We start from the raw sequence: 24,644 nt of genomic DNA, 5'->3' as shown, positions 1-24,644 counted from the left end.
AACATGGCGTATAACATCCTGGTGGTGGACGATTCCGAGACCATGCGCGCGGTGATCGCCAAATCGATCGGGCTCGCCGGGGTGGCGCTGGGGAGCCTGTTCCAGGCCGCCAACGGGGCCGAGGGAATCGAAGTCCTCCGCCGCGAATGGGTCGATCTGGTGCTCGCCGACATCAACATGCCCGTGCTGAACGGGGTGGGGATGGTCACGCAGATGAAAGCCGACCCCGGCATGGGGGATATTCCCGTGATCATCGTATCGACCGAGGGCAGCGCTACCCGGCTGCAAGCCCTCAAGGATCAGGGCGTGAAGGGATTTTTGCGCAAGCCTTTTACGCCGGAAGAACTCAAGAAGGCCATGGAATCGGTACTGGGGGCCCATCATGAATGAGGAAACGCGGACCCGCATCGGCAACGTGCTGTTCGACGTCCTGGAGAAACAAGCCTTCCTTTTCGGCGATCCCGGCGAAGCGCCCGACCTCGCCTCCGTCGATGGATACCTGGCGGCCTCGGTGACCTTCGCGGGAGCCGCCGCGGGCCGGGTTTCCCTGGCCGTTCCCGCCTCCATGGCCGCGGAACTGGCCTCCAATATCCTGGGTTGCGAGCCCGACGACCCCGCCGCCGCGGCGGCGGCCGAGGATGCCTGCCGGGAAATCCTCAACATCGTCTGCGGCCACGTCCTAACCGAGCTTTACGGTTCGACCCCCGTATTCGACTTGGGGCTACTGGAATCGGGCCACCTTTCGGCCGACCAGGCTCCCGACTGGACCGCTTCGGAGGGAGGCATGGCCCTCTCCGTCGAAGGCTCGCCCGTGCTCCTGCGCGTGGAGATCCCCGGCGGCATCCCTCCCGGTACGCCGACATGATCGCGCCGCGCCCGATCCGCGTGCTGGTTGTCGATGATTCCGCGGTCGTTCGCGATATCTTCTCGCGCGAGCTGGCGCGCGATCCCGGCATCGAAGTGGTGGGGGCGGTTCCTGATCCTTACGTCGCGCGCGACGAGATCGTCCGCTTGGCGCCGGACGTGGTGACGCTGGACGTGGAAATGCCGCGCATGGACGGGCTCACCTTCCTGCGCAAGCTGATGCGCCACTATCCTTTGCCGGTCATCATCGTTTCCTCCCTTACCACCAAGGGCGGGGCCTTGGCCCTGGAAGCCCTGGACATCGGGGCGGTGGACGTGATGTGCAAGCCCTATGCGGCCTATGCGGTAGGGGATATGTCCGTGCAACTGCGGGAGAAGGTCAAGGCCGCGGCCATGGTGCGCGTGCGGAAACGCGAGGCGCCGGAAAACCCGCTGGGGACATCCCCGCGCCTTTCCCTCGCGCGGACCACACAGGCGGTGATCGCCATCGGCGCTTCCACGGGCGGGACGCAGGCCCTGCAAGCGGTGCTGACGGCCCTGCCCGCCAATACTCCCGGCATCGTCGTGGTCCAGCATATGCCCGAGCATTTCACGAAGTCCTTCGCCGAGCGCCTGAACGGCCTTTGCGCGATGGAGGTCAAGGAAGCGGAAGACGGGGATTCCGTGTCCCCGGGACGTATCCTGATCGCGCCCGGCAACCGCCATTTGCTGCTCAACCGATCGGGGGCCTTGTATCACGCCATCGTGAAGGATGGGCCCCTGGTTTCGCGCCACCGCCCATCGGTGGACGTCCTCTTCAAATCGGTCGCCCGCTACGCCGGCGCGAACGCCGTGGGCGCCATCCTGACCGGGATGGGGGCCGACGGGGCCGCGGGCCTCAAGGAAATGAAGGATAACGGCGCCGAGACCGTGGCGCAGGACGAGGCCTCGTGCGTGGTCTTCGGAATGCCCAAAGAGGCCATCCGCATGGGCGGGGTTTCCCACGTAGTCCCCCTGGACGGCATCGCCGCGAAGTTGTTGGAAATGGCGGCGCGTAAGGCCGCGTAGGTTCGAGGGGCCCGCCGGTTTCTACCGTTTTGTGGACAGTCCAGGTCCAGGAAGAAGGGTAGGGCGGATGACCGCTGAAATTGGCATCATTACCTTATGGTGAAGCCGGATGGGATCGGGATGCCGGATGTCCTCGGGTACCTGGATTACCGGGTCTACCTTAAGGACTGGTACGACGCGCGCAAAAGGCGCGAGAGGGGTTTCTCCTACCGGGTCCTGGCGCGCGAGGTGGGCTACCGCTCGCATGCCTTTTTCAGCCTGGTGCTCCAGCGCAGGTCGAACATATCGATGGAAGTGGCGATGGGCTTCGCGGATTGCATCGGCCTCAAGGCCAAGGAACGCGAATACTTCCTACTCCTCGTTTCCTGCAACCAGGAAGACCTGCCTTCCCAGCGCAGCATCATGTTCCAGCGGCTCCAGGATCTCAACGGGACCCCGGCGACGCGGCTGCGCGAGGACCAGAACGCCTTTCTGGCTTCGTGGCGGCATGCGGCCTTGCGCGAGATGCTGGGGATCGATCCGTTCCAAGGGGGCGAGGCGCAATGGGGCGAGCGCATGGTCCCGGCCGCCACGGCCCAAGAGGTCCGCGATTCCCTCGATCTTCTGCTGGCGCTGGGATTGGCGCATCGGACCGCGCGGGGGATCGTACGCACCGATCCGCGTCTGGTCACCGGTACGGCCTACACGGAGTCGGCCACGCGGGGTTTCATGCGGCAGGTCCACGAGCTGGGCGGCGAGGCGATGGAGCGTTTCCCGCGTTCCGAGCGGCACCATGGCTGGGCGACGCTCTCGGTCTCCGCGGAGACCCTGGAGACCATGCAGGCCGAGCTACGCGCCCTGGTGCAGCGCTTCCTGACGCTGGCCGAGAAGGACGACTCGCCCGATCGCGTCATGCAACTCAACCTGGAGCTTTTCCCCTTGGGCTACGGAAGGAAGGACTCTTGAGAGGGCGCCTGGTTGCGCTCGGGTTGTCGGGCTTGCTCGCATCATCGCTCGCCTCTTGCAGTTCGGAGCCGCTGGCCGACGGCGGCGGCGGGTTCGGCGGGGAGACGATTTCAGGCTTGGTCGCGGGCGCCTCGGGCCGGGGAATCGTGGGCGCCTCGGTTCGTCTTCGCGCGAGCAACTCGCTGGAAGAAAAGGCGCTACGGGAAGCGGCGACGGACAGCGCCGGACTCTTCCGCCTTGAACTACCGGCCGGGACCGCGTTCCGGCTGGAGGTGGCGGGATGGGAGGGGACGGATACGGTCCGGGCCTTGGTCGATCTCGATCGCGGGCAGTCGCCGGGCCGGATCCTGGCGGAAGCCCAACCTCCCCGGCAAGTGCGTTTACGCGATCCATCGGGGAAGCCGGTGTCGGCGGTCCTGCAGGCCTATGGCCTGGGTCGCGCGATCGCGACCGATGATTCGGGCCGCGCCGTCCTCACGGGTTGGCCCTCGGCCGATCTATGGGTGCGGGCCACCTTGGCGAACGGGGACGTGTACGACCTGTTCGTGCCGGCCTCCGGCGGGGATCTGGAGGTCGGGGCGGGATGGCTGCTGGACGACTTCGAAGGCGGCGAGAGCCGCACCCGCTTGGGAAGCCTCGTCGGCGGAGGCTGGTGGTACGTGGCATCGCAAGGCGCCGACAGCCAGACGGTCCGGGACATCGCCTTGATGAAAGACACGCTGGATGCCCATGGCGGCCGGGCGAGCCTGCATGCGGGCTTCTCCTTCCCTCCCCCGGCCTCGAACAGCTACGGTCTGGTGGGCTTCCATTTCGGGCCCACCCAGGCCGATGAAGTGGATCTTTCCGGGCTCGATAGCCTCGTGTTCTGGATCAAGGGAAGCGGATCGGTTCGCGTCGAGCTCGTCGCCGACACGGGCGGCGGGGTGACCAGCCACGCCCTGGTCCTTTCCCTGGACTCGGCCTGGACCCGTCATACCGTGACGGCCTCCGCCCTGGCGCCGATTGATGCGGGGCGAAGCTGGGCCGTGGATTCCAAACGGGTCCGCTTCTTGCAGTTCATCGTCTTCCAAACGACCGATTTCCGTTTGGATGATTTGCGCTATTACGGGCGGGCCCGGCCCTAGTCGGAATCTTGGACTATACACAAAACGCTTGAGCGCGGATTCTTCTGGTGCGGATCCCGGGATTCGTCCAGATTGACCGGACACCTAGCATTCCGGGAGAGACCCTTGCAGCGAACCATCCCCCTCGCCCTCACTTTGGCCGCGATGGCCGCAACGACCGATGCGGCGCCCACCATCCGCGTGCGTGCGGAAGCCCCGGGCCATGCCATTAGTCCGGCCATCTACGGCATCAACTCCCTGGCCACGGGAAAGGATTCATATCTGGCGGCCGATTCCGCGATGCTCGGATCCGACCGCATGGGCGGCAACCGCATGACGGGCTACAATTGGGAAAACAATTACTCTAACGCCGGATCCGACTACCAGCACAACAGCGACAACTGGTTGACCCAGAACCCGCTTCCCACCCCGGCTAGCAGCGGCGGTTCCGTGGGGAATTTCGTGGAGCGCAACCTCGGGTTGGGGCGCAAGCCCATCGTGCAATTGCAGATGGCGGGCTACGTGGCCGCGGACGGCTCAGGTCCCGTAGCCGTGGCCGAAGTAGCGCCCTCGGCGCGCTGGAAAAAGGTGGTCTTCGCCAAGGGAAGCGCCTTCTCCCTGGCGCCTGCCACGACGGATTCCGCCGTATACATGGACGAAGAGGTGAACTTCCTGGTGCAGAAGTTCGGCCGGGCCGACCAGGGCGGCGTGCCCTATTACTCGCTGGACAATGAACCGGCGCTCTGGGGCGGGACCCATCCGCGCATCCATCCGCAAAGCCTCACCTACAAGGAACTGCTGGACAAGAGCGAGGCCCTGGCGAAGGCGGTCAAGGCCGTGGACCCTTCCGCCAAGGTGATGGGATCGGAGAGCTTCGGAGCGATGGAGATGTGGAAGTGCGTGGCCGGGACCCCGAGCTCCATTCCGGAATGCTCCGACTGGAGCGCCTACTCCTCCAAGTACGATTGGGCCGTCGCGGCCTTTCTGGGGGAAATGAAGACCCGTTCGACTGCGGCCGGCAAGCGCTTGATCGACGTGCTGGCCATCCATTGGTACCCGGAGGACATGGGCGATTCGCGCATCGATGGAGGCGGCCAGGCGACCGGCGGGACGGCGAAGGACATCGAGGCCCGCCTGCAGGCCCCGCGCTCGCTTTGGGATCCGGCCTACCTCGAAAACGACTGGATCCCTTCGGCGATGACCGGCAACAAGCCGGTGCATATCCTCACCCGTACCTTGAGTTCCATCGACACGGCCTGGCCAGGCACCCGCCTGGCCCTGACCGAATACGGCTACGGCGGCGAAAACCACTGGTCAGGGGCGCTTGCGGAGGCCGACGTGCTGGGCGTGTTCGGAAAACTCGACCTCGAGGCGGCCAACATGCACTCGACCTTCTCGGGATATCTGGCGACGGCCTTCCGCTTGTACCGTAACTTCGACGGCAAGGGGAACGCGTTCGGCGACACCTACGTCGCGGCCGACAACCCCGACAGCACGGTCTTCTCCACCTATGCGAGCTTGGACTCGAAGAACCCCAAGCTTTTGCACATCGTGGCGATCAACAAGTCGTCCTCGGCCAAGGCCGTCACCCTAGCCCTTTCAGGCAAGGCCTGGCAGTCCGCGGTGGCCTACGGCTTTTCGACGGATTCCATCATCACGAAACTGGCGGCCCCCACCGGCGTCACCGCATCGGGATTCGACTACACCTTGCCCGCCACCTCGGCGACCCACTTCGTGGTCTCCACCGACGCCCAGGTCTCCCTGCCCAGCCCCGACCTCGTGGCGCTGCAAATCGAGGTGGTAGGCCAGGGCTCGGTGACCCGCTCGATCCGCACCGCGCTCGTCCCCCGCGGAACCGTGGTGAACCTTACCGCCGTGCCGGCCGACGGCTGGACCTTCGGCGGCTGGAGCCGCGATGGTTCCGGAAAGAACCCCGCGCTCGCCCTGACCATGGATGCGCCGCATACCGTGCAGGCCATCTTCCTTTCGGCCTCGAACCTGATCACCAACGGCGACTTTTCCAACAGCACCACCGGATGGACGCCTTCCGCCTGGAGCGCGGATGGGTCGGCCGCGGGAACGCCCTCGGTACAGAACGGCGTGTTCTCCTTCGCGGTTGCCAACGGCGGACCCGACACCTGGGACGTGCAGATCTTCCAGACCTCCGTGCCCTTCGTGAAAGGCACCACCTACACGCTTTCCTTCGATGCCTCGGCCAACGTGGCGCGTAACATCAAGGTTTACGCCAACCTGGGCGCCTTCGACAAGAGCGTGACCCTCGGAACCGCGACCACGACGTACAACTACACTTTCGTCTCCGACTCCACGGAATCGGGAAAGCTCTCCTTCGACATCGGCGGGGCCGGCGTCGCCGGCACCACGGTCAACCTGGACAACGTGTCCATCAAGGCCGCCGCTACCGGGATAGGGATCGCGTCCAGGAGCGCGAAGCGCGCCGCGCTGGTCCAACAAGGCCGGCAATTGGTCCTGAGCGGTGACGGGACGTTGGTCCTATGCGATCTGCAAGGGAAAGTGGTGCTCCGCCGCGAGATCCGGTCGTCGGCCCGCGTAGGTATCGCTTCGCTGCCGCGCGGCCTCTACTTCGCGAGCTTCCGGGGCGCCCGCTCGCTGGTGCGCAGCCTGGATTGATCCTCCGACGGCATTCGCCGCAATTGCCCGCCATAGGAGAGTAAATTTGCCCCTATGGCTTCTACCGTTCTCCGCTACGCCGCCAAGGCCCTCATCATCGAAGACGGGCGCCTGCTTTGCCTACGCAAGCGCGGCGACATTGGCGTCTATTACGTGCTGCCGGGAGGCGGGCAGGAGCCGGGAGAGCTTTTGCCCGCGACCTTGGAACGCGAATGCCTGGAGGAACTGGGCGCGCGCGTGGAACCGGGGCGCCTCCGTTACGTGCAGGAGTACGTGGGCCGCAACCACCTATTCAAGGATGCCCACGGGGGTATGCACTTCGTGAACCTGTACTTCGAATGCCGCTTGCTGGAGCGGCCCTTGACCCGTCCCTTGACTCCCGATGCGGGCCAGGAGGCCTTGGAATGGCTGCCGTTGGAGCAGCTCTCCGAAGCGGCGTTCTTCCCCCGGGTCTTGGTGGGCCCTTTGCGAGCGGGCCATTCGCATGCGGGCCATCAGCACGCGGACCGCTTGCAAGCCGGGCCTTCTGCAACGGACCCGGGCGACGGCGTCGTCTACCTCGGCGATTCGGTGTGAAGCGTCGCGGAATTGAGTAGATTCGTCGCGACGCGAACCGAAGGGCCTGTCCCATGCTGAAAGCCTTTTCCCTCTCCTTGCTCCTGCTGGCCGCGGCCGCCCGCGCCGATGAGCCTTCCTCCTCCTCTTCTTCCTCCGCGGGCGAACGCTTGAACGGCATGGTGGGCCTCTGGTACGGCCCTTACAACGGCTATTCCTTCGAATACGATCTCATCGCCCAATTCTTCAAGAGCAAGGAGTGGATGGGCAATTTCACCGGCCCGTACCTGATGGATGAAGCCGGCTCAGAATCCAACCGCGTGGGGGCGGGCTTCGCCATGGGCGTGCGTATGCCCGAGAAAGGCACCTACGGGTTCACGGCGGACTTCTTCGCCCAGAATCGCTGGGGGCATTTCTCCCGCAGCGAATATGGCGCGGAAGCCAAGCTGTCCTTGCTCATCTTCGGCGTGAAAGTCGGGATGGTGGAGGATTGGAAGAAATTCTTCTGGCAGGTCGGCTTGTCGTACTAATCGGACGGCGCTCAGGGCAAAGCCTTGAATCCCACATGGGGAAGTTCGATGGCGAAGCGCGTGCCTTCTCCCGGTCTTGAGAACACGTAGAGGTTGCCGCCCCGATCGGCGACGCAGCGGGCGGCCAGCGCCAGCCCCAATCCCCGGCCCGAGACCATGCTCGCTTCCCTCCGCGTGGTGAAGCCTTCCCGGAAGATAAGCCCCAACTGTCCCACCTCGTCGAGGGCGTCGGCTTCGCCTTGGGTCAAGAGCCCCAGCGAGAGGGCGCGCGCCGCGATGGCGGCTGGTTCCATGCCGCGCCCGTTGTCGCGCACGCGCAGGAAGACCCGGTCCTCCTCCGCCACGTATTCCATTTCGATTTCCGCTTCGCCTTTGCCCGCGGCGGCGCGTTCTTCCGGCAGCTCGATGCCGTGGTCGATCATGTTGCGTAGGATGTGGACCAAGGCCTCGTCCACGCGGGCGAAGGACTCGGGGTGGACGTCCCCGGAATTGCTGGCCACCCGGAAGACCACGTGCTTGCCCAGGTTATGGGCCAGGCGTTCCACCAGGTTGCGGTACTTACGCGCCAGATAGGCCGGGCTGAGGAAGGCCAGGCGGCGGGTGGATTCCACCAACGCGCGTAAATTGGGATCGAGCTTTTCGGATTCGAGGGCGCCGGCGGCCGACACCAGGCGTTCCAACTTCCATTTCAGGATGCGCGCCATCGCGTCCTGGCCCTCGCCCGCGATCAGCTTCATGGCCCGTTGCAACTCGTCGAACTGGGATCGCAGGGCCCCCAAGGCCTCGGTCAAACGGTTGGCCGCGCGTTCGCCGGCCGCCGGATCCTTGAGCGTCTCCAGCAAATCCTCGGAGTCTTGGGCCCCCGCGGCCAGGTTCTCGAACCCGAAGGCGCCGGCGTTGCCCTTGATCATATGCAGCTCGCGGAAAAGCCGTTGGCCCGCGCTTTCGCCGCTCCCGGCCTGCCAAAGCCCGGGCGACGCCTCGCCGGCGCGCTTGCGATCGGCCAGCCATCCATCCCATTCCCGGCGGGACGATTCCAAGCGCGCGCGCGCTTCTTCCAGGAAGGCTCCCACGGTCTCGGGAGGATTGGCGGCCAAGGCCAGCACGTCGCGGATCTCCAATTGATGCCGCTGACGCTCTTCTTCCAATTGCCGCGTCACGGTCCGGTTGGGCGGGGTATCGGCGAAGAAAACCGCGAGCGCGGCCAGGCCTCCCTCCCCATCGGCGATCTTACGATAGACCAATCGGGTTGGTGCTTCCTCGTCGGCCTTGCCGGTCCAGGTTTCCTGGATGGGAGCCAGGGGCGCCAGCTTCTCCCACCGCATCTCGCCGTGCCGTTTACGGACCAGGTCCAGCCATTTGGCGAATTGCCCGGCTTGCTCGGGACCAAGGCGCAAGACGTCCTGGAAGGTGGGGCGGGAAGCGGGAGCGGGCGGGCGGCCGGAAGCGAGGGCGGCCAGTTCGGAAGCGGGCAGGATGGTCCCATCCAACCGCAGCAGGAAGAAACCCTCGTTGCCGGCGTCCATGGATGCGGCCAGTACGCCCGTCACGGGGAGCGGAGGATTTCCCCGATGGTGGCTTTGAAGTCGCGGACGAAATCGTCCTTGTCGAAGCGAAGGGGCTTTTCGATATAGCTCTTGGCCCCGAGGGTCAGGCAATCGAGCAAGAGGGGCCCTTTCACCGCCGAGATGACCAGCACCCTCGCGTCGGGGAATTCCTGGAGGATCTGCGTCAGCGCGCCGCGGCCGTCGAGCTTGGGCATGGTCAGGTCCATGGTGATGAGATCGGGGCGATGGGCGCGGTAGAGTTCCACCGCCTCCTGGCCGTTCTCGCCGGTGCCGGCGACGGTGAAGCCCATGACTTCGCCGAAGAACCTCCCGAGCTGGAGGATCTGGAACTTGGAATCGTCGATGATGACCACGGAATTGGGCATAGGCGTTCGCCTCGATTATAACATGGGGCCGCAGGGACGGCCACGTTTCATGCGATGGTCTGCACGCAGCAGGCGAACCGGAAGGCCAATCGCTGCGGAGCGCACTCGAAATCGTAGCAGACGCCTTCCTCGGCACGGATGCGGAAGGCGGGGAAGCCGGTGGCGCTCGCGACCCCCGAGAAATTGCCGACCCGCGGCGGCGAGATTTCCGTTTCCCGGGAATTCTCCAGCTTGGACAGAAGCCAGGCCAGCCGCGAGGTGACGAAATTGAGGATTTCCGCGTTGGCGGAAACCACCAGCTTCAGAGCCTCCTCCTTGGGCTTGTCGGGGAGGATTCGCTTGCCCACGCGCACCATGGAATCGGTTTCCATGGTCAGGAAGGAAAGGATCTGCGACAGCGGCGACATCGCCAATTGGGAAAGCACCACGGGGGCTTGCACCGGGTAGACGGCTTCCCCTTTCGCCAAACGGGCGGCGAACGGGTCGGAATACACCCCTTGCAAGCCGCCATTGACGAGGCGGGCAAGGTTATTGGCGATCAGATCGCGGACGACCGAGTCTTTCATGGCACGCCAGCATTATCCCATTCCGGAGGCGGCGAATGCCCGCGCCAGGGGCGGGAAACGCGCGCGTTTCCCCCCTCCCGAGGGCCGGGAAGCTTGAACCTTCCCTCCCAGTCATGATTTAATAGCCTAACGTGACATCCGCGACCGCGCCAAAGGATCCGCCCCGGGTCCTGCATATCGATTTCCCCGTGGCGATCCTCAAGCTGCTGGAAACCTCTTTCGCCAACCGCGGACTGGTTTGGGATTCCGCGGAGACGGGGGTGTCGGGCCTCCACATGGCCCTGGTCCAGGACTACCATCTCATCTTCCTGGCGCTGCGCGAGAACACCATCGACGGCCTGCGCATCGTGAAGGGGCTTAAGCGCGCCGGCGTTACCACGCCCATCGTGCTCTTGATGCCGTCCAGGGAATTGGATCTCCGCCGCGACGAGCTATCCCGTTACCCCAACGTGCTGGCCTGCCTGGCCAAGCCGTTGGACCTGCGCCAGGTGGACAAGGCGATGGAATTCCTGCGCCATCCTCCCACCTTGAAGCCCAAGGACAAGGCCAAGCTGCTGGAAGTGCTGGCGCGCGTGGAAAGGGCCGTGGATGCCTCGGCTTAGCATCGCGGTCTCCGGCGACGGAATGGGAGCCAAGCTCCGCATCGATTCTTTCGATCAGGAAGATTGGAAATCCGGGATCTCCGGGCCCACCGGGCTCGAAGGCGAACGCCGCCTGCGCGCCTTTCTGGAATCCCAGGGCATCGCCTCGCGCTGCATCCGGGACGACGTACTGCGGTGGATCTCCCAAACCTTGGCTTTCTCTCCCGCCTCCGCCTTATCCGCCGATCTGCAAGCGGCGCAAGAAGTGGACGTGGCCCAAGGCGTTCCGCCCGGGCACGACGAGCCCCAGGGCCTTATCTTCCATCATGCCTACCTGAGCAATGCCGAGGCCATCGGGGACCTGCGTCGCAAGGCCGATGCCTGGGGCTTCGAAGGGCTGCGCGAGCATATCGATCCCAGCTACTGGGTATCTTCCGGCGAGACCGTTCTCAGCTTCCAGGAGGTGGAGAAGGGCCAAGCGGGCTGCGACGTTTTCGGCGCGCCGGTCCCGGGCCTGAGCCTGCGCGAGCGGCTGCCCCCGTTCGGCAAATCGCTTTTCCTCAAGGAGAAGAAGGTCATCGCCGTTTGCGAAGGCGCGCTCATCATCGAGGACGGCCAGCTCAAGGTCCTGGGTTCGGATAGCCTTCCCACCTGCCAGGTGCTTGTGGCCGAGGACAAGATGTCGGCCAATCTGGTGCTGGGCGGGAATTACCTGAACGATTGGACCGTGACCTTGGACATGGTGCGGCAGGCCTTGCGGGAACAAGGCGTGGCGCTCATGGCCCCGGAGGCCGAGATCCAAGGCGCGCTCAACAAGTTCAACCAGGATCGCCAGCCGGTCAGCTTGCCGGTGGCGCGCGGCCGCCCGCCCGTTCCCGGCAACGATGGATTGATCGAGCTCTTGATCGACCCCGAACCCGACGTCCCTTTGCCCGCGCCTGATGGCAGCATCGACTTCAAGGAATTCTCCTTCTTCCGCACCGTGCCCAGGGGAGCGCGCTTGGCGCGGATCCTGCCCCCGACCGCGGGCGAACCCGGCCTGAACGTACATGGGGAAGAGGTGCCGCCGCCCCCGGGGCGTCCCTTCGATAAGCAGCTCGGGCGCAACACGGCGTTGGAAGCCCCGGACTCCGCTTATCTGGTCACCACGGCGGCGGGCCGCTTCGCCTTGCGAGTGGGGGTGCCGGAAGTGGTGGAGGTGCTGGACGTGACCGGCGACGTTTCCCTGAAGACGGGAAACATCGAATTCCCCGGCGCGGTGCGCGTGGCGGGCGACGTGCACAGCCGCATGCAGATCAAGTCCGAAGGCGACGTGGAAGTGGTGGGCACGGTCGAGGACAGCGTGATCCGCTCCGACGGGGCGATCGTGATCAAGGGAGGCGTGAACGGATCGGGCGGGGGCATCATCAAGTCCCGCTTGTCTTCGGTGACCATCGGCTATTTGCATAACCAGCGCATCGAATCGCATTCCCACATCGTGGTCTTCAACGAGATCATCAACAGTACGCTCTTGGCGCGTAAGACCATCAGCATGAAGTTCGGCAAGTTCTCGGTATTGGGCGGGCATCTGCTGGCGGGCGAAGGCATCGATCTGTTCAACGTGGGCTCGGAGACGGGCGCCAAGACCATCCTCGAAGTAGGCAAGGATTTCGAAGTGGAGGCGGAGATCACCGCCAAGAATCAGGTCCTGATCGAGCATGCCAACGACCTGGAGTTCTTGCGCGACATGTCCGATCAGCTCGCCAACGTCTTGCGCCTGCGCCGGGGAGCCGCGGACGAAGACATCCTCCTGGAGAAACGCGTGCAAGGCGCGATGCAGATCCTGGAAGGCTGGATCGGAAGGCTGCGCCGGGAATTGGGGGAATTGGCGCGCAGGATGTACATCCGCGAACCCTGCACCTTGATCATCCGCGGTACGGCCCATCCGGGAACCGTGCTCAAGTACCATGATGATTTGATCGTGCTGCCGTCGGCGGTCTCCAACCGACGCTGGACCTTCCGGGACAAGGGGCCGATGCCCTCGACGGAAGGGAATTCGATTTAAGGAATCTTAGGCTTCGGTTTCGCGTACGGCGAAGCTGAAGAGGATCCAGGCGCCGTTGAGGCGCAATGCGCCCTTGACGGCATGCGACCCTTCGCCGGCGCATCCGGGGCCCGAACAGGGAACGCAGGGAATCAGGTAGCCGAACCAATCGGCGAACCCGGCATCGGCGAGAAGTTCACCGCAAATGCAATTGGCCAACTCGCAATAGGCGTCCATCTTGATCGAGTCGTCCACGTCGGACGGGAAAAGGCGATCCCATCCCGACTTGTCGGCGGTGAGATTGCAGACCATCTGGTACTTGTCGCCCACGTTTTTCTGGGAGCATTGGATGCGCCCCAATTCGTGGATGCGCGGCGCTTCCCAGGCGGGCGCGAGCGAGGCCGGGGCGCTGAAGAAGGCGGAAACCGTTTCGGAGGTGGCCCGCGCCAGGTTGGGCGCCAGCTTCCGCAAGGCGACATCTACGTCGAAGTCGGTGGTGTCGGCGGAATCGATTTTCAAGGCGTGTAAGGCCGGCATGGTCGCTCCGGGTTCGGATCCGTCGTGCGCGCGGTCGCCCGGCGGATCGGCCCCATGCAAGGATGTCGGCGCGGCGCCGGAAATCCTTTAGCGTTTTCGCCCCGGCTTTAATCCCATCCCTTGCCTATCCGGCATGCGAACCGTACATTTCCCAAAAACCGAATCCGGCCCAAGGTTCCAAACCCAACGCCCGCAACCGCTGTGGAAGGCCTAATGGATGCAAAGCAGTCAGATGCGATAACTCCCGCGGAGCCGGCCGTCACGCATGTAAGCGACACGGCCCTTTGGGTTGCGGCGGTACGCGCGCGGGAATCGGCCCGCCCCGATGCGGCTTTCCGCGACCCTCTGGCCGCCAAGCTGGCCGGGACGCGCGGCCGGGAACTGGCCGCATCCATGCCCTTGGGCTCCGCCATCGACTACGCCCTCACCGTACGGACGACGGCCATCGATCGCCTCCTCGCCGAAGCCATCCGTTGCGGGGCCCAACGGGTGGTGAACCTGGGCGCCGGGTTGGACGCGCGACCCTATCGGCTGCAGCTCCCATCCTCCTTCGACTGGGTCGAAGTCGATTTCCCGGAACTCATCTCCGGAAAGGAAAGCCTGCTCGCGGAAGAAACGGCCGCCTGCCCGGTCCGCCGCATCGGGCTCGATCTTTCGGACAAAGGCGCGCGTCGTTCCCTATTCGCCGATCTGTCCCGGGACGGAGTACCTACCGTGCTCCTGACCGAGGGCGTCATCGCCTACCTCGATCCGGAAAGCGCCGCCGATCTGGCGCGGGACATGCGCGCCGCGGCCGGCTTCCGTTTCTGGATCCTCGATTACCGACAGGGAAAATTCCGAAATCATCGCGAACGTAAGGCCATCGCCCAACGCCTCCAAAATGCGCCTTTCAAATTCAACGTCGAGGATCCCAAAGCCTTTTTCGGCCCCTTAGGCTGGCGACCCGCCGAAGACTTCCACATCCTGGATATCGGCGAGAGCATCGGACGCACTTTGCCGATCGGATTTCCCTGGTCCTGGTTCAAGGCGGTCGCGCCCGCCCTCTTCCGCCGCCTCGCCAACCGGACCTACGGGTACGTCCTGTTCGAAGCCGCTTAAGCGCGAAGCCGCCCGAACGTCCGCCTCTGGCGATCTCAGACCGCCTTCGCCCTCCCGGACATGCGCTTCACGGCTTCCTCGGGACTCACTTCCTCGATATGGGTGGAGAGGCTCCAGATATGGCCGAAAGGATCCTCGACCGCCCCGCTCCGATCGCCGAAGAACATATCCTCTAACGGGCGGCGCACCTCCGCGCCCGCCGCCACCGCTCGCTCGAAAAGCGCATCCACGTCCGGGACGTAGATCTGCAGGCAGACGGAGGAGCCATTCAGGGACGTCGGACTCGCAATCAATGCATTGGGCATCTCGGGAAACTCATCCGAAATCAGCACGCGAGAATCGCCGATTTCGATTTCGGCATGCCGTATCTTCCCATCAGGCGTCTGGAACCGGACTTTCTCTTTGGCTCCGAAAGCCTTCTCATAAAAACGCATCGCCTCCACCGCCCCATGCACGCAAAGGTATGGGGTCACCGTATGTAAGCCTTCCGGAACAGGTTTTACTTTCGCGGCCATAGAACCTCCTTGGCAAAGGAGATCTGAAACTAAAACCTGGAATCAGCGTCCGCCAGAACTTGCCTACTGCGCCGTATTACGGAAATGCCCCCATCTTTCCCCCGAGGCGAAAGATGTCGCAACCCTTGCCAAGGAGGCTATGGACGGGCGGGGGAGGGGCCGGGGCTCGGCGCGGGCGAGCTGCGAGCGCGCACGTTTCGGGAATGCAATAGGCGAAGGCTTTAGAAAGCCCGCGACGGGATCAGGCCGGTCCGAAATCGCCCTTCGATGGCGGCCGTCGTAAAAGAACCAGGGAAGCTTTCGCGGGCGCCGCATTCCCGAAACGGGCATCGACCGAACCCACGACCAGCGAGCATCCGAGCCCGCGCCGAGCCACGGACCCTCACCCGCCCAGACCCACCTCAATGGCAAGGCTGCGACCTCTGCAACACCGCCGCGAACAAGCTGTCGTTCTCGAAATAGAAGTTCACGCCCTCGTACACATCATAGGCCGAAGAATCCGCGGTCGTGCTCGACGATTCTTCGCCGCTCCCCTCGGGCCGCTGGCCGGGGTGTTTCGACAAATAGCGGAGTACGCCGACCTGGCGATACGCCGGCTTCCCCAGCGTCGAGAGGATTTCCTCTTGCCGCAGGCCCCGCTTGAGCCATTTGGCGGGATGCAGGAACTGTCCCGCCAGCACGTAGTTGAGCGCGCAGGGATGATCTTGGGTGAAGAGCCCGTTCCCGTAGGCGCTCCGCCAAAGCGTATCATCCCGATAGGAATCGTCATATGCATACGGCATCACGGCGTCCGGGGTTTGCGGGAAAACGAAACCGGTATCGAACATCGCCTCCAAGCGCAGGGTATCCGTGGAACCTTTCTCGGCCGTCCATCCCTTGGGATCGCCCGCCAGGCTGTCGATGCGCGCGATGGAATCGAAGACTGCGAAGGTGCGGGCCGAATCCAGGTAGGCCGGGCCTTCCAACTGCTTGGGGGCGAACTTGGCCGGGTCCCAGGGAGGCACCAAGCCGGCCGCGCTCGCTTTGGCCGGCCTATCCTTGATCAGGCAGCCACCCAGGAGCAGGACCGCGGCAACCAGCGCGGGATGTATTCGAAAGGAAGGCATGGCGATAAAAGATATGCCATCCCCCGGCCTTTTTGCAGGGCGCGGCTTCCGCCGATTACGGAATCAAAATCCGTCCAGGATCTGCTGGGGGATGGATGCGCCCGGCAGGGCTTCCACGATCTTCTCCAGGGAGTCGGCCAGATCGATTTGCGCGATGGCGGCCCTGGGCAAGGACGCGCCCGACTCGTCGGTCAGAAGCGACACCATGGGCTTGGTGAATTCCATGGGATTGGGGGCCACCACCTTGGCCACGCGCCCGCTGGACAGGCGCACCAGCGAGCCCAAGGGGAACATGGACATGGTTTTCAGGAACTGCTTGATATGATCGCCGTCGAGCTGCCCGGCGCCTCCCAGGGTGAGCAAGGAAACCATGGCCTGGTAGGGCAGCATGGAGTCGCGGTAGGTGCGGGGGCTGATGAGGGCGGTGAAAACGTCCGCGATGCTGACGATGCGCGAGAAGCGGCTCACGGCGGCGCCCGCGCGCTTATCGGGATATCCGCCCCCGCCCATCCGCTCATGGTGCTGGTAGGGGATCAGCAAGGCCGCTTCGGACAAGCCGTGCACGTGCTCCAGAAGGGTCATGCCCAGCATGGGATGCTTACGCACCTCGAAGATCTCCCCCTCGCTCAGCTTGCCTCGCTTGAGGCGGATGCGCTCGGGCACCAGCATCATGCCCACGTCGGCCAAGAGGGCCCCTTGCGCGATCTCGATGGACTGGCTGCGGGAATAACCCGCCGCCGAGGCCAGCGATAACGAGAGCAGGCATTGCTTCAGGCTATGGTCGAAGAGGTAATCGTGGCCCGCGTGCGGCGCGCTCGCCAGGTTGAGGAGCAGATTGCGGTCCTTCATGAAGGTATCCATGAAAGATCCCACGATGGAACGCACGATGGCGTTGCTGGCGATCTCGCCCCGCAGGATCTTCCCGTACAGGATGCGCACCTGCCCCACGGCGTCCTGGAAACGCTTATGGGTCTCGTTCTTGTAGATCTCCGTCCTCTCGCGCGGCCGCAGCTGGGTCATGAACTGGGCCAGGGCCGGCCCCACGGGATTGTCCAAGGGCTTGAAAGACGAAACCCGCCTCAGGAAGGGGGCGCTCCGGAGCAAGAGGGTCTCCACCGCCTCCCGCGCCTTCGGGTCCTCCGCATCGGAGGCGGTCAGGCCCAGGCCGTCGAAATAGCCCTTCTCCTCGAGCGCTTTCAACTCGGACATGGTTTGCCGGACTTCCCGGTCGCGCCGGTTGTCCCAAAGGATCGGAGGTCTTTCCATGGGCCCTCAGCGGATCAGGATGGCGCCGTCTTTGGCGAAGAAGGTTTTCGGGCCGTTAAGGACCTCGTCCACGAGCAATATATCGCGGCCGATTTTCATCACCACGCCGGGATAGGTCTTCCGATGCACCGTGATGGTCGCCGATTCGGAGGTTCCGCTCAACCGATCCAGCACGCTGTATCGATCCCGCAGCGACTTGATCTTGGTGTCCACCTTGCCCCGCATCGTTTCCATCTGGAAAACCATATCGATGGCCCAGGGATCGAGCCCGCGGTTCATCCGCTCCATATCGTGGATGTGCCGTAGCGATTCTTCGAGCTTGCGGGCGTACTTGCCCATCTTTTCCATCTGCGCGCGGATGTCCGCCATCTCCTCGGCGGTGATGTAATCGAAGCCCGCTTCCAAATGCGTGGGCGTACCGGTCTCGGTCCCGGCCACCTGGCATTCGATGGCATGGCGCGCCTGCACCTTGCCTCCCGCCAAGAGGCCGTTCACCAATACGGACTGGCGCGATTGCATGCGGCTGTTCACCGCCTCCTTTGCCACCCGGATGGATTCCTCGCCGCGCACCGCCTGGTTGCGCACGTAGCCCAGGCTGATTTCCCCGCCCGCCTGCACCATGCCCTTCCCTTGCCCCGTGAATCCGCCCTTCACCAGCAGCTTGCCCTTGGCTTTCACCGAACAGTCTTCCACCAAGCCCTCGATCTCCACGTCGCCGCCCGCTTCCACCGCGAAGCCCGCCTTCACGTCCCCGCGCACTTGCACCGATTTGGGAAAGGCGATGTTGCCCGAGGCGTAATCCACGTCGCCGGGAACCTGGTAGAATTCCTCCACCTCCATGACGCCGCCCTGGAGACGGGCATGGCCTAAGGTCTTCGCTACGATCAAGTTGGCATCGTGCTCCGAGCGCATGGTATTCGCGCCCAGGCGCGGCTGGAGCGCCTTGCCGGGGATGGAGCCCACCAGGTTGCCGAATACGTCCAGGCCGGGAAGGCCGGCGGTGGGCGGATGCAATACCGCCAAGGGCTGGCCCGGGCTCACCGTATGGATGAGGGACGCGCGCAGATCGACGGCGCCCGCGTCCGCCGAGGGCGGGACGAAGGCGGTTTCGAGATCGATCAGGAATTCCAGGGTCCCGTCCTTGCCCGGGACCGGAGGTTTGCCTCGCGCGGCGATGGGCTCGGCGTTAAGGCCATGGGCCAGGCGCTCGAAACAAGCCTCGACCGCGGCCGCATCCATCGGGGCCTTGACCCCTTTCTCTTTGAGGAAAACTTCGATTTCGGCCAGGGAGGGGAGGACGTACCCTCCGGTTTCGGTTTTCACCGGTGCCAGACGGAGCCGCGCTTCCAGGCCGCCTTTTTCGACGCGCAACTCCATGTAGGGCCTCCGGATACCCGGACCCATTATAGGGCAGCGGTTAGAGCGCGGTCAACGAACGGTTTGGCCTGTCTTGGCGAGTTTCCAGATGTCGAGGGTCGTTTCTTCCTTTCCCAGCGGGGATTCCTGCGGACCCGACTTGGTATACAGGACGCTGGTGCGGGTTTTCAGGAAACGGATCAAGGGGCCGCCGGACGGGGCCTTCTTGCCCTTCACGATTTCGCAGGTCAAAGAAGAGTCGATTACCGCTTCCACCGGTTCGTCATTGTTGATTCGCTCCAGGATCTTCTGCACGGGGATTTCGCTTTTATTCGTCCGGCGCGCCACTTCGGTGACCTTATCCGGCGCTTGCAGGCGCAGGAAACGGAAATCCTGCAGGGTCACGCCCGCGTCCGAACCTTCCCCTTTGAGGATGACGAGCAGGGAATTGTCGGGCAGCGGGGCCTTGGCGTAGACGTAGGTTTCACCCAGATCGAGGGGATAAGCCCGCGGATTCGCTTTTACGAATTCCAGGCTGTCGCCGACGGACTTCCACATGGTGAGGAAGACGTCGTTCTGATCGCCCGAAGAAAGTTCGTTGAGTACCACCCAACGGTATTTGGCGGAAGGGAAATCCACGGAGTAGCGCGGCCAAGAGAATGGCTTGCCTTCCAGGAATCCCACCACTACCTTACCCCCGGCGGCCAGTTCGGCCGCGGTCGGATCGGGAATGCCGCTTCCCGCCAGTCCCTTGACGATAAAGCCGTTGGCCGCTCCTGGGCAGGATTCCCCGTCCCATTGGCAGTCGAGGGATCCCGCGAAGCGGGCGAAATCGGGCTTGGCGACGCGGAAAGCCGATGCCGGAAGGGCCGCGCAGGCGGCCCAGGCGGCGAAAGCGGGAGCGAATGCGGGAAAGCGGAATGGGGCGGGCATGGGTCCTCCGGGTAGTGCCCCGGGCCGCCCGTGCGGGCTTTCCGGGTTTGTACAAAACGCTTCGGCCAGATAAGGTAACTAAGAACCGGGAGATTCCTTTTTCAGGATTGAGAGGTATTGCGATGGGCAGGAATGGCAAATGGGCTCTGGCGGCGTTGGTGTCGGCAGGGGTAGGATTCGGGACCGCGCGGGGCCAGGATAAGTTCAGCGCGCCCAACTGCACGGATGTGACGGAGGCCAATTTCAATAAGGTCTCGGTGCTGGACAAGACTAAAGACCCGAATCTGGACGAAGTCACCCGCTTCGCGGTGGCCAAGGACGGATCGATTTACTTCTCGGAACGGGGCGGCTCCATCAAGATGCTGAGCGCGGACGGCGCGACGGTGACCAAGCTCGGGAAGATCAATTCCTTTCCGACCACTTCCCCGCTGCATATGAGCATGAACAACGTCAATAACGAATTCGGATTGGTCGGCTTCACCATCGATCCCAACTTCGAGACCAACCACTGGCTCTACGTCGATTACCAGATGGCGGCGGTGGACTCCTCCCATCTCTCGCGCTTCACGGTTACGGGGAACCAATTGGACATGGGTTCCGAGAAGGTGATCCTGTCCTGGCCCACCCAGAAGAACTACTGCTGCCATACCGGCGGGGACATCCGCATCGACGGCAAGGGGGATCTGTGGATCTCCGTCGGCAATAACACCCTGAATCCCGCTTCCGGGGATGCGGATTCGAATGCTTACATCGACACCCGCTATCCCGATGCCGATGACGAAGGGCATTCGGCCAACTCGAACGATTTGCGCGGCAAGATCCTGCGCATCCATCCCACCGCCGACGGGGGTTACACCGTTCCCCCCGGGAACCTCAAGGATTACTACGCATCCATGTATTCTCCCGCCGAACTCGCCAAGATCCGGCCGGAGATCTACACCATGGGCCATCGCAATCCCTACACCATTTCCGTCGACGACGCCAAGGGCCTCTTGACCTGGGGCGATGTGGGCCCGGACATGGGCTGGCAAACGGAAGAGCTCAATCTCGTGACCCATCCGGGCTTCATGGGGTGGCCTTACTTCGCCGGCGCCGAAGGCAATCCGCATTACCAGTACAAGGCCGCGCCCGTCAAGGACCCCGCCGCCCCCATGAATACGGGCATCCACAATACCGGCGTCCAGAAGCTGCCGCCCGCGCAAGGGGCGATCTACGGCTACACCCAGGCCGCCGCCATCACCGGGCCCATCTACCGCTACAACCCGGCCCAGACTTCGACGAAGAAGCTGCCGGGCCAATTCGACGGCGTGTGGTTCGTGACCGATTGGAAGAACGCCGGCACCATTTACGCGCATACCCTGAACGCGGATAACACCAAGGTGCTGAACCGGACCCGGTTCTATACCGGCGCCAACGGCGGCTTCATCCACCCGTTGGAAATCTATATCGGGCCCGACGGGGTGATGTACGTCTTGGACTATTACAACCTCTACAATTTCACCTCCAACGGATCGATGCCGGTGCCTTTCTCTTCCACCCCGCCGAAGATCTTCCGGCTCGACTACACGGGCGCCCCCTGCGCCCCGGCGGTCTCGATCCATAAGGATATGGCTTCGCCTTTCCAGTCGGGCAAGAGCGGGCTGATCCACCTGGGCTGGGATTCCGAGCGGCAGATCGAAGTTCCCCTCGGATACCGCGGCTTCACCTTGTACGACCTCCAGGGCAAGACGATCTGGTCAGCCCAGGCCTCGCAAAGGCAGGACGCCTACAGCCAATTCATCTCCGTGCCCGCCGGCATCGGTTCGGGGCTTTTCAAGATCAAATACTCGCTCTGACGGCTTGCCCGCTCCGCCTAGGAGCGGGCGCTCCGAAGCGGAGCTAGCATCTTAGCAGCGGGAGTTGAAGCCGGACTTCGCCTTCCGCTCTAGCTTCAAGTCCCGCGCCAGCTTCCGCGTTAACTTACAGGTTACCTCGGCCCCGGGCCCGGTCGCGGGGCTTGCCCTCCGCCCCTTCCCGTCCCTATGATCGGATCGCGATGGCGGCCTTCCGCCCGCGAAAGAATTCCGAAGGGAATCCATGGCCCTGCCGGCCCGCATCCTCATCCTTTCCGCCGCCCTCCTCTGCGCGAGCATGGCTTGGGCCGCGCCGCGCCGTTCCCTCGATCGCGCCCGCATCCACGCCTTGTACCACGACGGGGAATTCGAGCGGATCTTGCGCGAACTGGAGCCGTACGGAAAGGGCCAATGCGCCTGCGTCAAGGACGACAGCATTTTCGCGGAGAAACATCTCGCCGTTGTGCTGGCGGCGGCGCCGGCCACGCGCGAACTGGGCCGCTACCATATGTTCCGCCTGCTCGATCTTTCCCCGCGCGCCGATTTGCTGGATATGTACGTCGGCGATGAGGTGGATGCGGTGTTCGAGAAAGTCCGCAAGGAGCATGATCTGCGCGCTTCGGACAGCCAAGGCAAAACCCCGGCCCCCGCTTCCGCGGCCATTGCCCGGACCGTACCCGTGGCGCCGCGCAAGTCATCGGCTCCGCTGTCCGCCGCGCCGGCTACGGCCGCAGCGTCAATCGCCGCGATGTCGCCCGCCTCCCATTCTTCAACCGCAGGTGCGATTCCGGCCGCGCCCCCGAGTGAATCTTCCGAACCCGCTTATTCCGACGACTGGACCTTGCCGGCCAGGGTCGCCGTCCGGCCTAGGGGCCGGGCCGGCGCGCCCAAGGTTCGCTCGGCCGTCCGCCCCCAAGCGGTTCCCGCCAAGCCATACAGGCCTTGGGATGCGCCCCTTGCCGATCATTCCCCGCGCGCTTCCGGTTCCGAACCCGCCCGAGCGCCGGCGGTCGATTCCGCCTTCGACTCTTCGCCGTCCCGGCCCACGGTCGACCTGGCGGCGCCTTCGGTAGCCGGGGTCGAGAACGTCTCCGAGTCCGACACGTCCAATCCCGTCTGGAAAAAGCCGGGAGTTTGGATCGGCGGCGGAGCCGCGATCGCGGCCATCGCCTTCACCCTTTGGCACGCCGGCTCCGAAAGCGGCGGGCCGGGAAAGACCTATGCGGTTCCCGCGAGCTTGTCTAAGAGCCCCTAACGGCATGGGGTCTCTTAATGGATTCCTGCGCTTGCTGGCGGCGGCGGCATCGCTTTGCGTATCGGCTTGCCTGAACTCGACCGAGCCCGAGACTTATTTCCGCCTCGAGGCCGGACCGAATCTCCTCGATTATTCCCGCATCGCCATCAATCTGGACGATACCACCGGCCGACGCGTCGCGACCCTTTATGACGATACCCTGCCGGACCTCAAGCGCCTGGAGCGCCTGCCCGCGCGCAGCTACTCCGGCGAAACCGCGCGCATCCTGATCGAGGGCTACCATGGCTCCCGCCTGGCTTACCGCGAGACCCGCCTTTACGAAGGCAGCACCCAGCGGCTTCTCGACTTGCGCATCGAACGATTCGACGATTCGGCCAAGGCCGTTCCGGATCCGGGAACCGCGGCCGGGGCGTCCCATCCGCCCTTCCTATCCTCGTTCCCTTCCGACACCGCGGTCTCCATCCGCGACAGCGTGCCTCTCACGACGGAAGTCTATGATGCCGACGGGGACCTCGCCTCTTATGCTTGGCAATGCGGCGACGGCCCCAAGGACTCGGCCGTCATCCTCGGCTCCCAGGCCCGCATCCGTTTCGGCGTCCGCTATGCCGACTCCGGCCAACGCGTATGCACCCTGCGCGTCTGGGATCTGAAGAAAGGGCTCGCGGAAGCCAAAGTGAAGGTAAATGTGGAGCTCGATCCTCCCTGGGCCGACGCCGGTAAGGACACTACGGTCCCCGTAGGCGGGGTAATCCTATTGCATGCGCGCGGCGAGGATGGGTTCGGGCCCATCGTCTACCGCGCCTGGAGCTTTGACGGAGCGCCGTTCGCGAACGTGCCGCAAACCGAGACCACCCTCCCGGTCCCGAAGTCCTCCGGCGATCTCACCTGCATCCTGCGGGTGATCGATTCGGATAACCTGATGGCCTACGACACCTTGGTGGTGCACGTGACCCCTGCCGGAAATTCCGGTTCCGGAAATCTTCCCGATTCCTCGGTTACCCCTTAAAGCCGATCATCTTCCATACCCCAGGAGCGGCCGGCAAGCCGCGTGGGAATGGTTTCAGGCGATCTTCCGGGGAAACCCGTGCCCGGAAGACAAGGGTGGAGGATTTAGGGGCTCGTTACGGCCGGCGGGATCTAATGGGCCGGAGTTCCTGAATAACTAGATTTTGCGAGCCTTCGGCATCATCCTTCCTTCCTGGGAATATCGTATGCATAGCGTCCTCACCGTCCTGATCCGGTCTACCTTGATCTTTTTCCTCGTCGCCTCGGTTTTCGCGGGCCAATCTTCGCCCACGCCCCAGCCGGCCGCCGCGTCCGCCGCCCAACCTGCTCCCGCCCAGGCTTCTACGGGAACGGTGCTCGATCAGAAGGCCATCCACAACGCCTACAACGAAGGGGATTTCGAAAAGGTCACCAAGCTGATCGAGACCTTCACCAAATCCAATAAGACATATTCGCGCGGCGACAGCATCTTCATCGCCAAGCATTTGGCCGTGGTCTATTCGGCCAATCCGCAAACGCGCGAGAAGGGGAAGTACTACATGTACCGCCTGCTGGAAATGATGCCGTCCGCCGAGCTGGTCGATATGTTCGTCAGCGATGAAATCGATCGCATCTTCGAAAAGGTGCGCAAGGAGTTCGTGGCCCGCCAGAAGGGCTTCGGCGTCGACAGCACCCAGATCTCCTCGCCCGAAAAGCCCGCTACCGGCTCCGCCGCCCATACCGAACAGGCCGCCGCTTCCCAGCCTGCCGGCCCGTCCAAGGAATACCAGGATGCGACGCACCAGGAAAAGGAATCCTTCTGGAAGAGCAAAGGCATGTGGGTGGCGGGAGGCGTTGGCCTGATTACGGCCGGAACCGTGGTCTATCTCATTTCGACCTCGGACAATACCCCTGCGACGCATACCATCACCATTCCGAACCAAACCCAGGCCGCCAAGTAGGACG

General features: G+C 63.9%; 24 protein-coding genes. 15 read left to right on the top strand and 9 right to left on the bottom strand.

Annotation, left to right across the window (positions count from 1 at the left end; translation table 11 throughout):
• Positions 1 to 3 precede the first annotated feature (3 nt).
• From JF616_00985 to JF616_00950, 8 genes are all read left to right on the top strand, one after another.
• On the top strand, positions 4 to 390 hold the full coding sequence (locus JF616_00985) for a response regulator (GenBank protein ID MBW8886302.1): 387 nt from the start codon (positions 4 to 6) through the stop codon (positions 388 to 390).
• On the top strand, positions 383 to 865 hold the full coding sequence (locus JF616_00980; protein MBW8886301.1) for a chemotaxis protein CheX: 483 nt from the start codon (positions 383 to 385) through the stop codon (positions 863 to 865). Before JF616_00985 ends, JF616_00980 begins: the two co-directional genes overlap by 8 nt.
• The gene (locus JF616_00975; GenBank protein ID MBW8886300.1) at positions 862 to 1,911 is read left to right on the top strand and encodes a chemotaxis response regulator protein-glutamate methylesterase; all 1,050 of its coding nucleotides are present in this window, start codon (positions 862 to 864) and stop codon (positions 1,909 to 1,911) included. Before JF616_00980 ends, JF616_00975 begins: the two co-directional genes overlap by 4 nt.
• A 120-nt stretch (positions 1,912 to 2,031) precedes the next feature.
• Positions 2,032 to 2,856 (top strand): TIGR02147 family protein, encoded by an 825-nt coding sequence (locus JF616_00970; GenBank protein MBW8886299.1) that lies wholly within the window; start codon positions 2,032 to 2,034, stop codon positions 2,854 to 2,856.
• Positions 2,853 to 3,980 carry a carboxypeptidase regulatory-like domain-containing protein gene (locus JF616_00965; protein ID MBW8886298.1) on the top strand — a complete coding sequence of 376 codons (1,128 nt, stop codon included), beginning with the start codon at positions 2,853 to 2,855 and terminating at the stop codon, positions 3,978 to 3,980. The genes JF616_00970 and JF616_00965 overlap by 4 nt, the downstream gene beginning before the upstream one ends.
• Before the next feature lie 105 nt (positions 3,981 to 4,085).
• Positions 4,086 to 6,608 (top strand): carbohydrate binding domain-containing protein, encoded by a 2,523-nt coding sequence (locus JF616_00960; protein MBW8886297.1) that lies wholly within the window; start codon positions 4,086 to 4,088, stop codon positions 6,606 to 6,608.
• A 54-nt stretch (positions 6,609 to 6,662) separates the two neighbouring features.
• Positions 6,663 to 7,184 (top strand): NUDIX domain-containing protein, encoded by a 522-nt coding sequence (locus JF616_00955; protein ID MBW8886296.1) that lies wholly within the window; start codon positions 6,663 to 6,665, stop codon positions 7,182 to 7,184.
• 53 nt (positions 7,185 to 7,237) lie between these two features.
• Positions 7,238 to 7,693: a hypothetical protein gene (locus JF616_00950; protein ID MBW8886295.1), complete on the top strand. Its 456-nt coding sequence runs from the start codon at positions 7,238 to 7,240 to the stop codon at positions 7,691 to 7,693.
• Between the two features lie 11 nt (positions 7,694 to 7,704).
• On the opposite strand, the gene JF616_00945 is transcribed toward JF616_00950, so the two are convergent.
• From JF616_00945 to JF616_00935, 3 genes are read right to left on the bottom strand one after another with little or no spacing between them, the layout of a single operon-like run.
• On the bottom strand, positions 7,705 to 9,243 hold the full coding sequence (locus JF616_00945; protein ID MBW8886294.1) for an Hpt domain-containing protein: 1,539 nt from the start codon (positions 9,241 to 9,243) through the stop codon (positions 7,705 to 7,707).
• On the bottom strand, positions 9,240 to 9,626 hold the full coding sequence (locus tag JF616_00940; protein MBW8886293.1) for a response regulator: 387 nt from the start codon (positions 9,624 to 9,626) through the stop codon (positions 9,240 to 9,242). The genes JF616_00945 and JF616_00940 overlap by 4 nt, the downstream gene beginning before the upstream one ends.
• A 47-nt stretch (positions 9,627 to 9,673) precedes the next feature.
• Positions 9,674 to 10,192 (bottom strand): hypothetical protein, encoded by a 519-nt coding sequence (locus tag JF616_00935; protein MBW8886292.1) that lies wholly within the window; start codon positions 10,190 to 10,192, stop codon positions 9,674 to 9,676.
• A 131-nt stretch (positions 10,193 to 10,323) separates the two neighbouring features.
• Between JF616_00935 and JF616_00930 the strand changes: the two genes are divergently transcribed.
• Both JF616_00930 and JF616_00925 read left to right on the top strand, forming a co-directional pair.
• Positions 10,324 to 10,794 (top strand): hypothetical protein, encoded by a 471-nt coding sequence (locus JF616_00930; protein ID MBW8886291.1) that lies wholly within the window; start codon positions 10,324 to 10,326, stop codon positions 10,792 to 10,794.
• Positions 10,781 to 12,817, top strand: coding sequence for a DUF342 domain-containing protein (locus JF616_00925; GenBank protein MBW8886290.1), 2,037 nt, complete (start codon positions 10,781 to 10,783; stop codon positions 12,815 to 12,817). Before JF616_00930 ends, JF616_00925 begins: the two co-directional genes overlap by 14 nt.
• A gap of 6 nt (positions 12,818 to 12,823) precedes the next feature.
• On the opposite strand, the gene JF616_00920 is transcribed toward JF616_00925, so the two are convergent.
• A complete protein-coding gene (locus tag JF616_00920) occupies positions 12,824 to 13,333 on the bottom strand; it encodes a hypothetical protein (GenBank protein MBW8886289.1) in 510 nt (169 codons plus the stop codon).
• 213 nt (positions 13,334 to 13,546) lie between these two features.
• Between JF616_00920 and JF616_00915 the strand changes: the two genes are divergently transcribed.
• Positions 13,547 to 14,431 (top strand): SAM-dependent methyltransferase, encoded by an 885-nt coding sequence (locus JF616_00915; protein MBW8886288.1) that lies wholly within the window; start codon positions 13,547 to 13,549, stop codon positions 14,429 to 14,431.
• 35 nt (positions 14,432 to 14,466) lie between these two features.
• Here the strand turns inward: JF616_00915 and JF616_00910 are convergent, their stop codons facing one another.
• The 5 genes from JF616_00910 to JF616_00890 all read right to left on the bottom strand — a co-directional run bounded on the left by JF616_00910 (position 14,467) and on the right by JF616_00890 (position 19,607).
• Complete coding sequence (locus JF616_00910; protein ID MBW8886287.1) at positions 14,467 to 14,946, bottom strand: VOC family protein; 480 nt, start codon at positions 14,944 to 14,946, stop codon at positions 14,467 to 14,469.
• 401 nt (positions 14,947 to 15,347) lie between these two features.
• On the bottom strand, positions 15,348 to 16,052 hold the full coding sequence (locus tag JF616_00905; protein MBW8886286.1) for a hypothetical protein: 705 nt from the start codon (positions 16,050 to 16,052) through the stop codon (positions 15,348 to 15,350).
• A gap of 63 nt (positions 16,053 to 16,115) precedes the next feature.
• On the bottom strand, positions 16,116 to 17,318 hold the full coding sequence (locus JF616_00900; protein ID MBW8886285.1) for an HD domain-containing protein: 1,203 nt from the start codon (positions 17,316 to 17,318) through the stop codon (positions 16,116 to 16,118).
• Between the two features lie 6 nt (positions 17,319 to 17,324).
• On the bottom strand, positions 17,325 to 18,695 hold the full coding sequence (locus tag JF616_00895; protein ID MBW8886284.1) for a DUF342 domain-containing protein: 1,371 nt from the start codon (positions 18,693 to 18,695) through the stop codon (positions 17,325 to 17,327).
• Between the two features lie 51 nt (positions 18,696 to 18,746).
• Positions 18,747 to 19,607 (bottom strand): hypothetical protein, encoded by an 861-nt coding sequence (locus JF616_00890; protein ID MBW8886283.1) that lies wholly within the window; start codon positions 19,605 to 19,607, stop codon positions 18,747 to 18,749.
• Positions 19,608 to 19,729: 122 nt separating this feature from the next.
• On the opposite strand from JF616_00890, the gene JF616_00885 reads away from it, so the two are divergent.
• From JF616_00885 to JF616_00870, 4 genes are all read left to right on the top strand, one after another.
• Positions 19,730 to 21,442: a PQQ-dependent sugar dehydrogenase gene (locus tag JF616_00885; GenBank protein MBW8886282.1), complete on the top strand. Its 1,713-nt coding sequence runs from the start codon at positions 19,730 to 19,732 to the stop codon at positions 21,440 to 21,442.
• Positions 21,443 to 21,683: 241 nt separating this feature from the next.
• Positions 21,684 to 22,694, top strand: coding sequence for a hypothetical protein (locus JF616_00880; protein MBW8886281.1), 1,011 nt, complete (start codon positions 21,684 to 21,686; stop codon positions 22,692 to 22,694).
• Between the two features lie 4 nt (positions 22,695 to 22,698).
• Positions 22,699 to 23,700, top strand: a complete 1,002-nt coding sequence (locus JF616_00875) for a hypothetical protein (GenBank protein MBW8886280.1) — start codon at positions 22,699 to 22,701, stop codon at positions 23,698 to 23,700.
• A 205-nt stretch (positions 23,701 to 23,905) separates the two neighbouring features.
• Positions 23,906 to 24,640, top strand: a complete 735-nt coding sequence (locus JF616_00870; protein ID MBW8886279.1) for a hypothetical protein — start codon at positions 23,906 to 23,908, stop codon at positions 24,638 to 24,640.
• Positions 24,641 to 24,644 lie beyond the last annotated feature (4 nt).

It is taken from the genome of Fibrobacterota bacterium, assembly GCA_019509785.1.
Classification (GTDB): Bacteria; Fibrobacterota; Fibrobacteria; order UBA11236; family UBA11236; genus Chersky-265.
The sequence above is the reverse complement of the archived record's forward strand: the minus strand, read 5'-3'. Positions and strand labels throughout refer to the sequence as shown.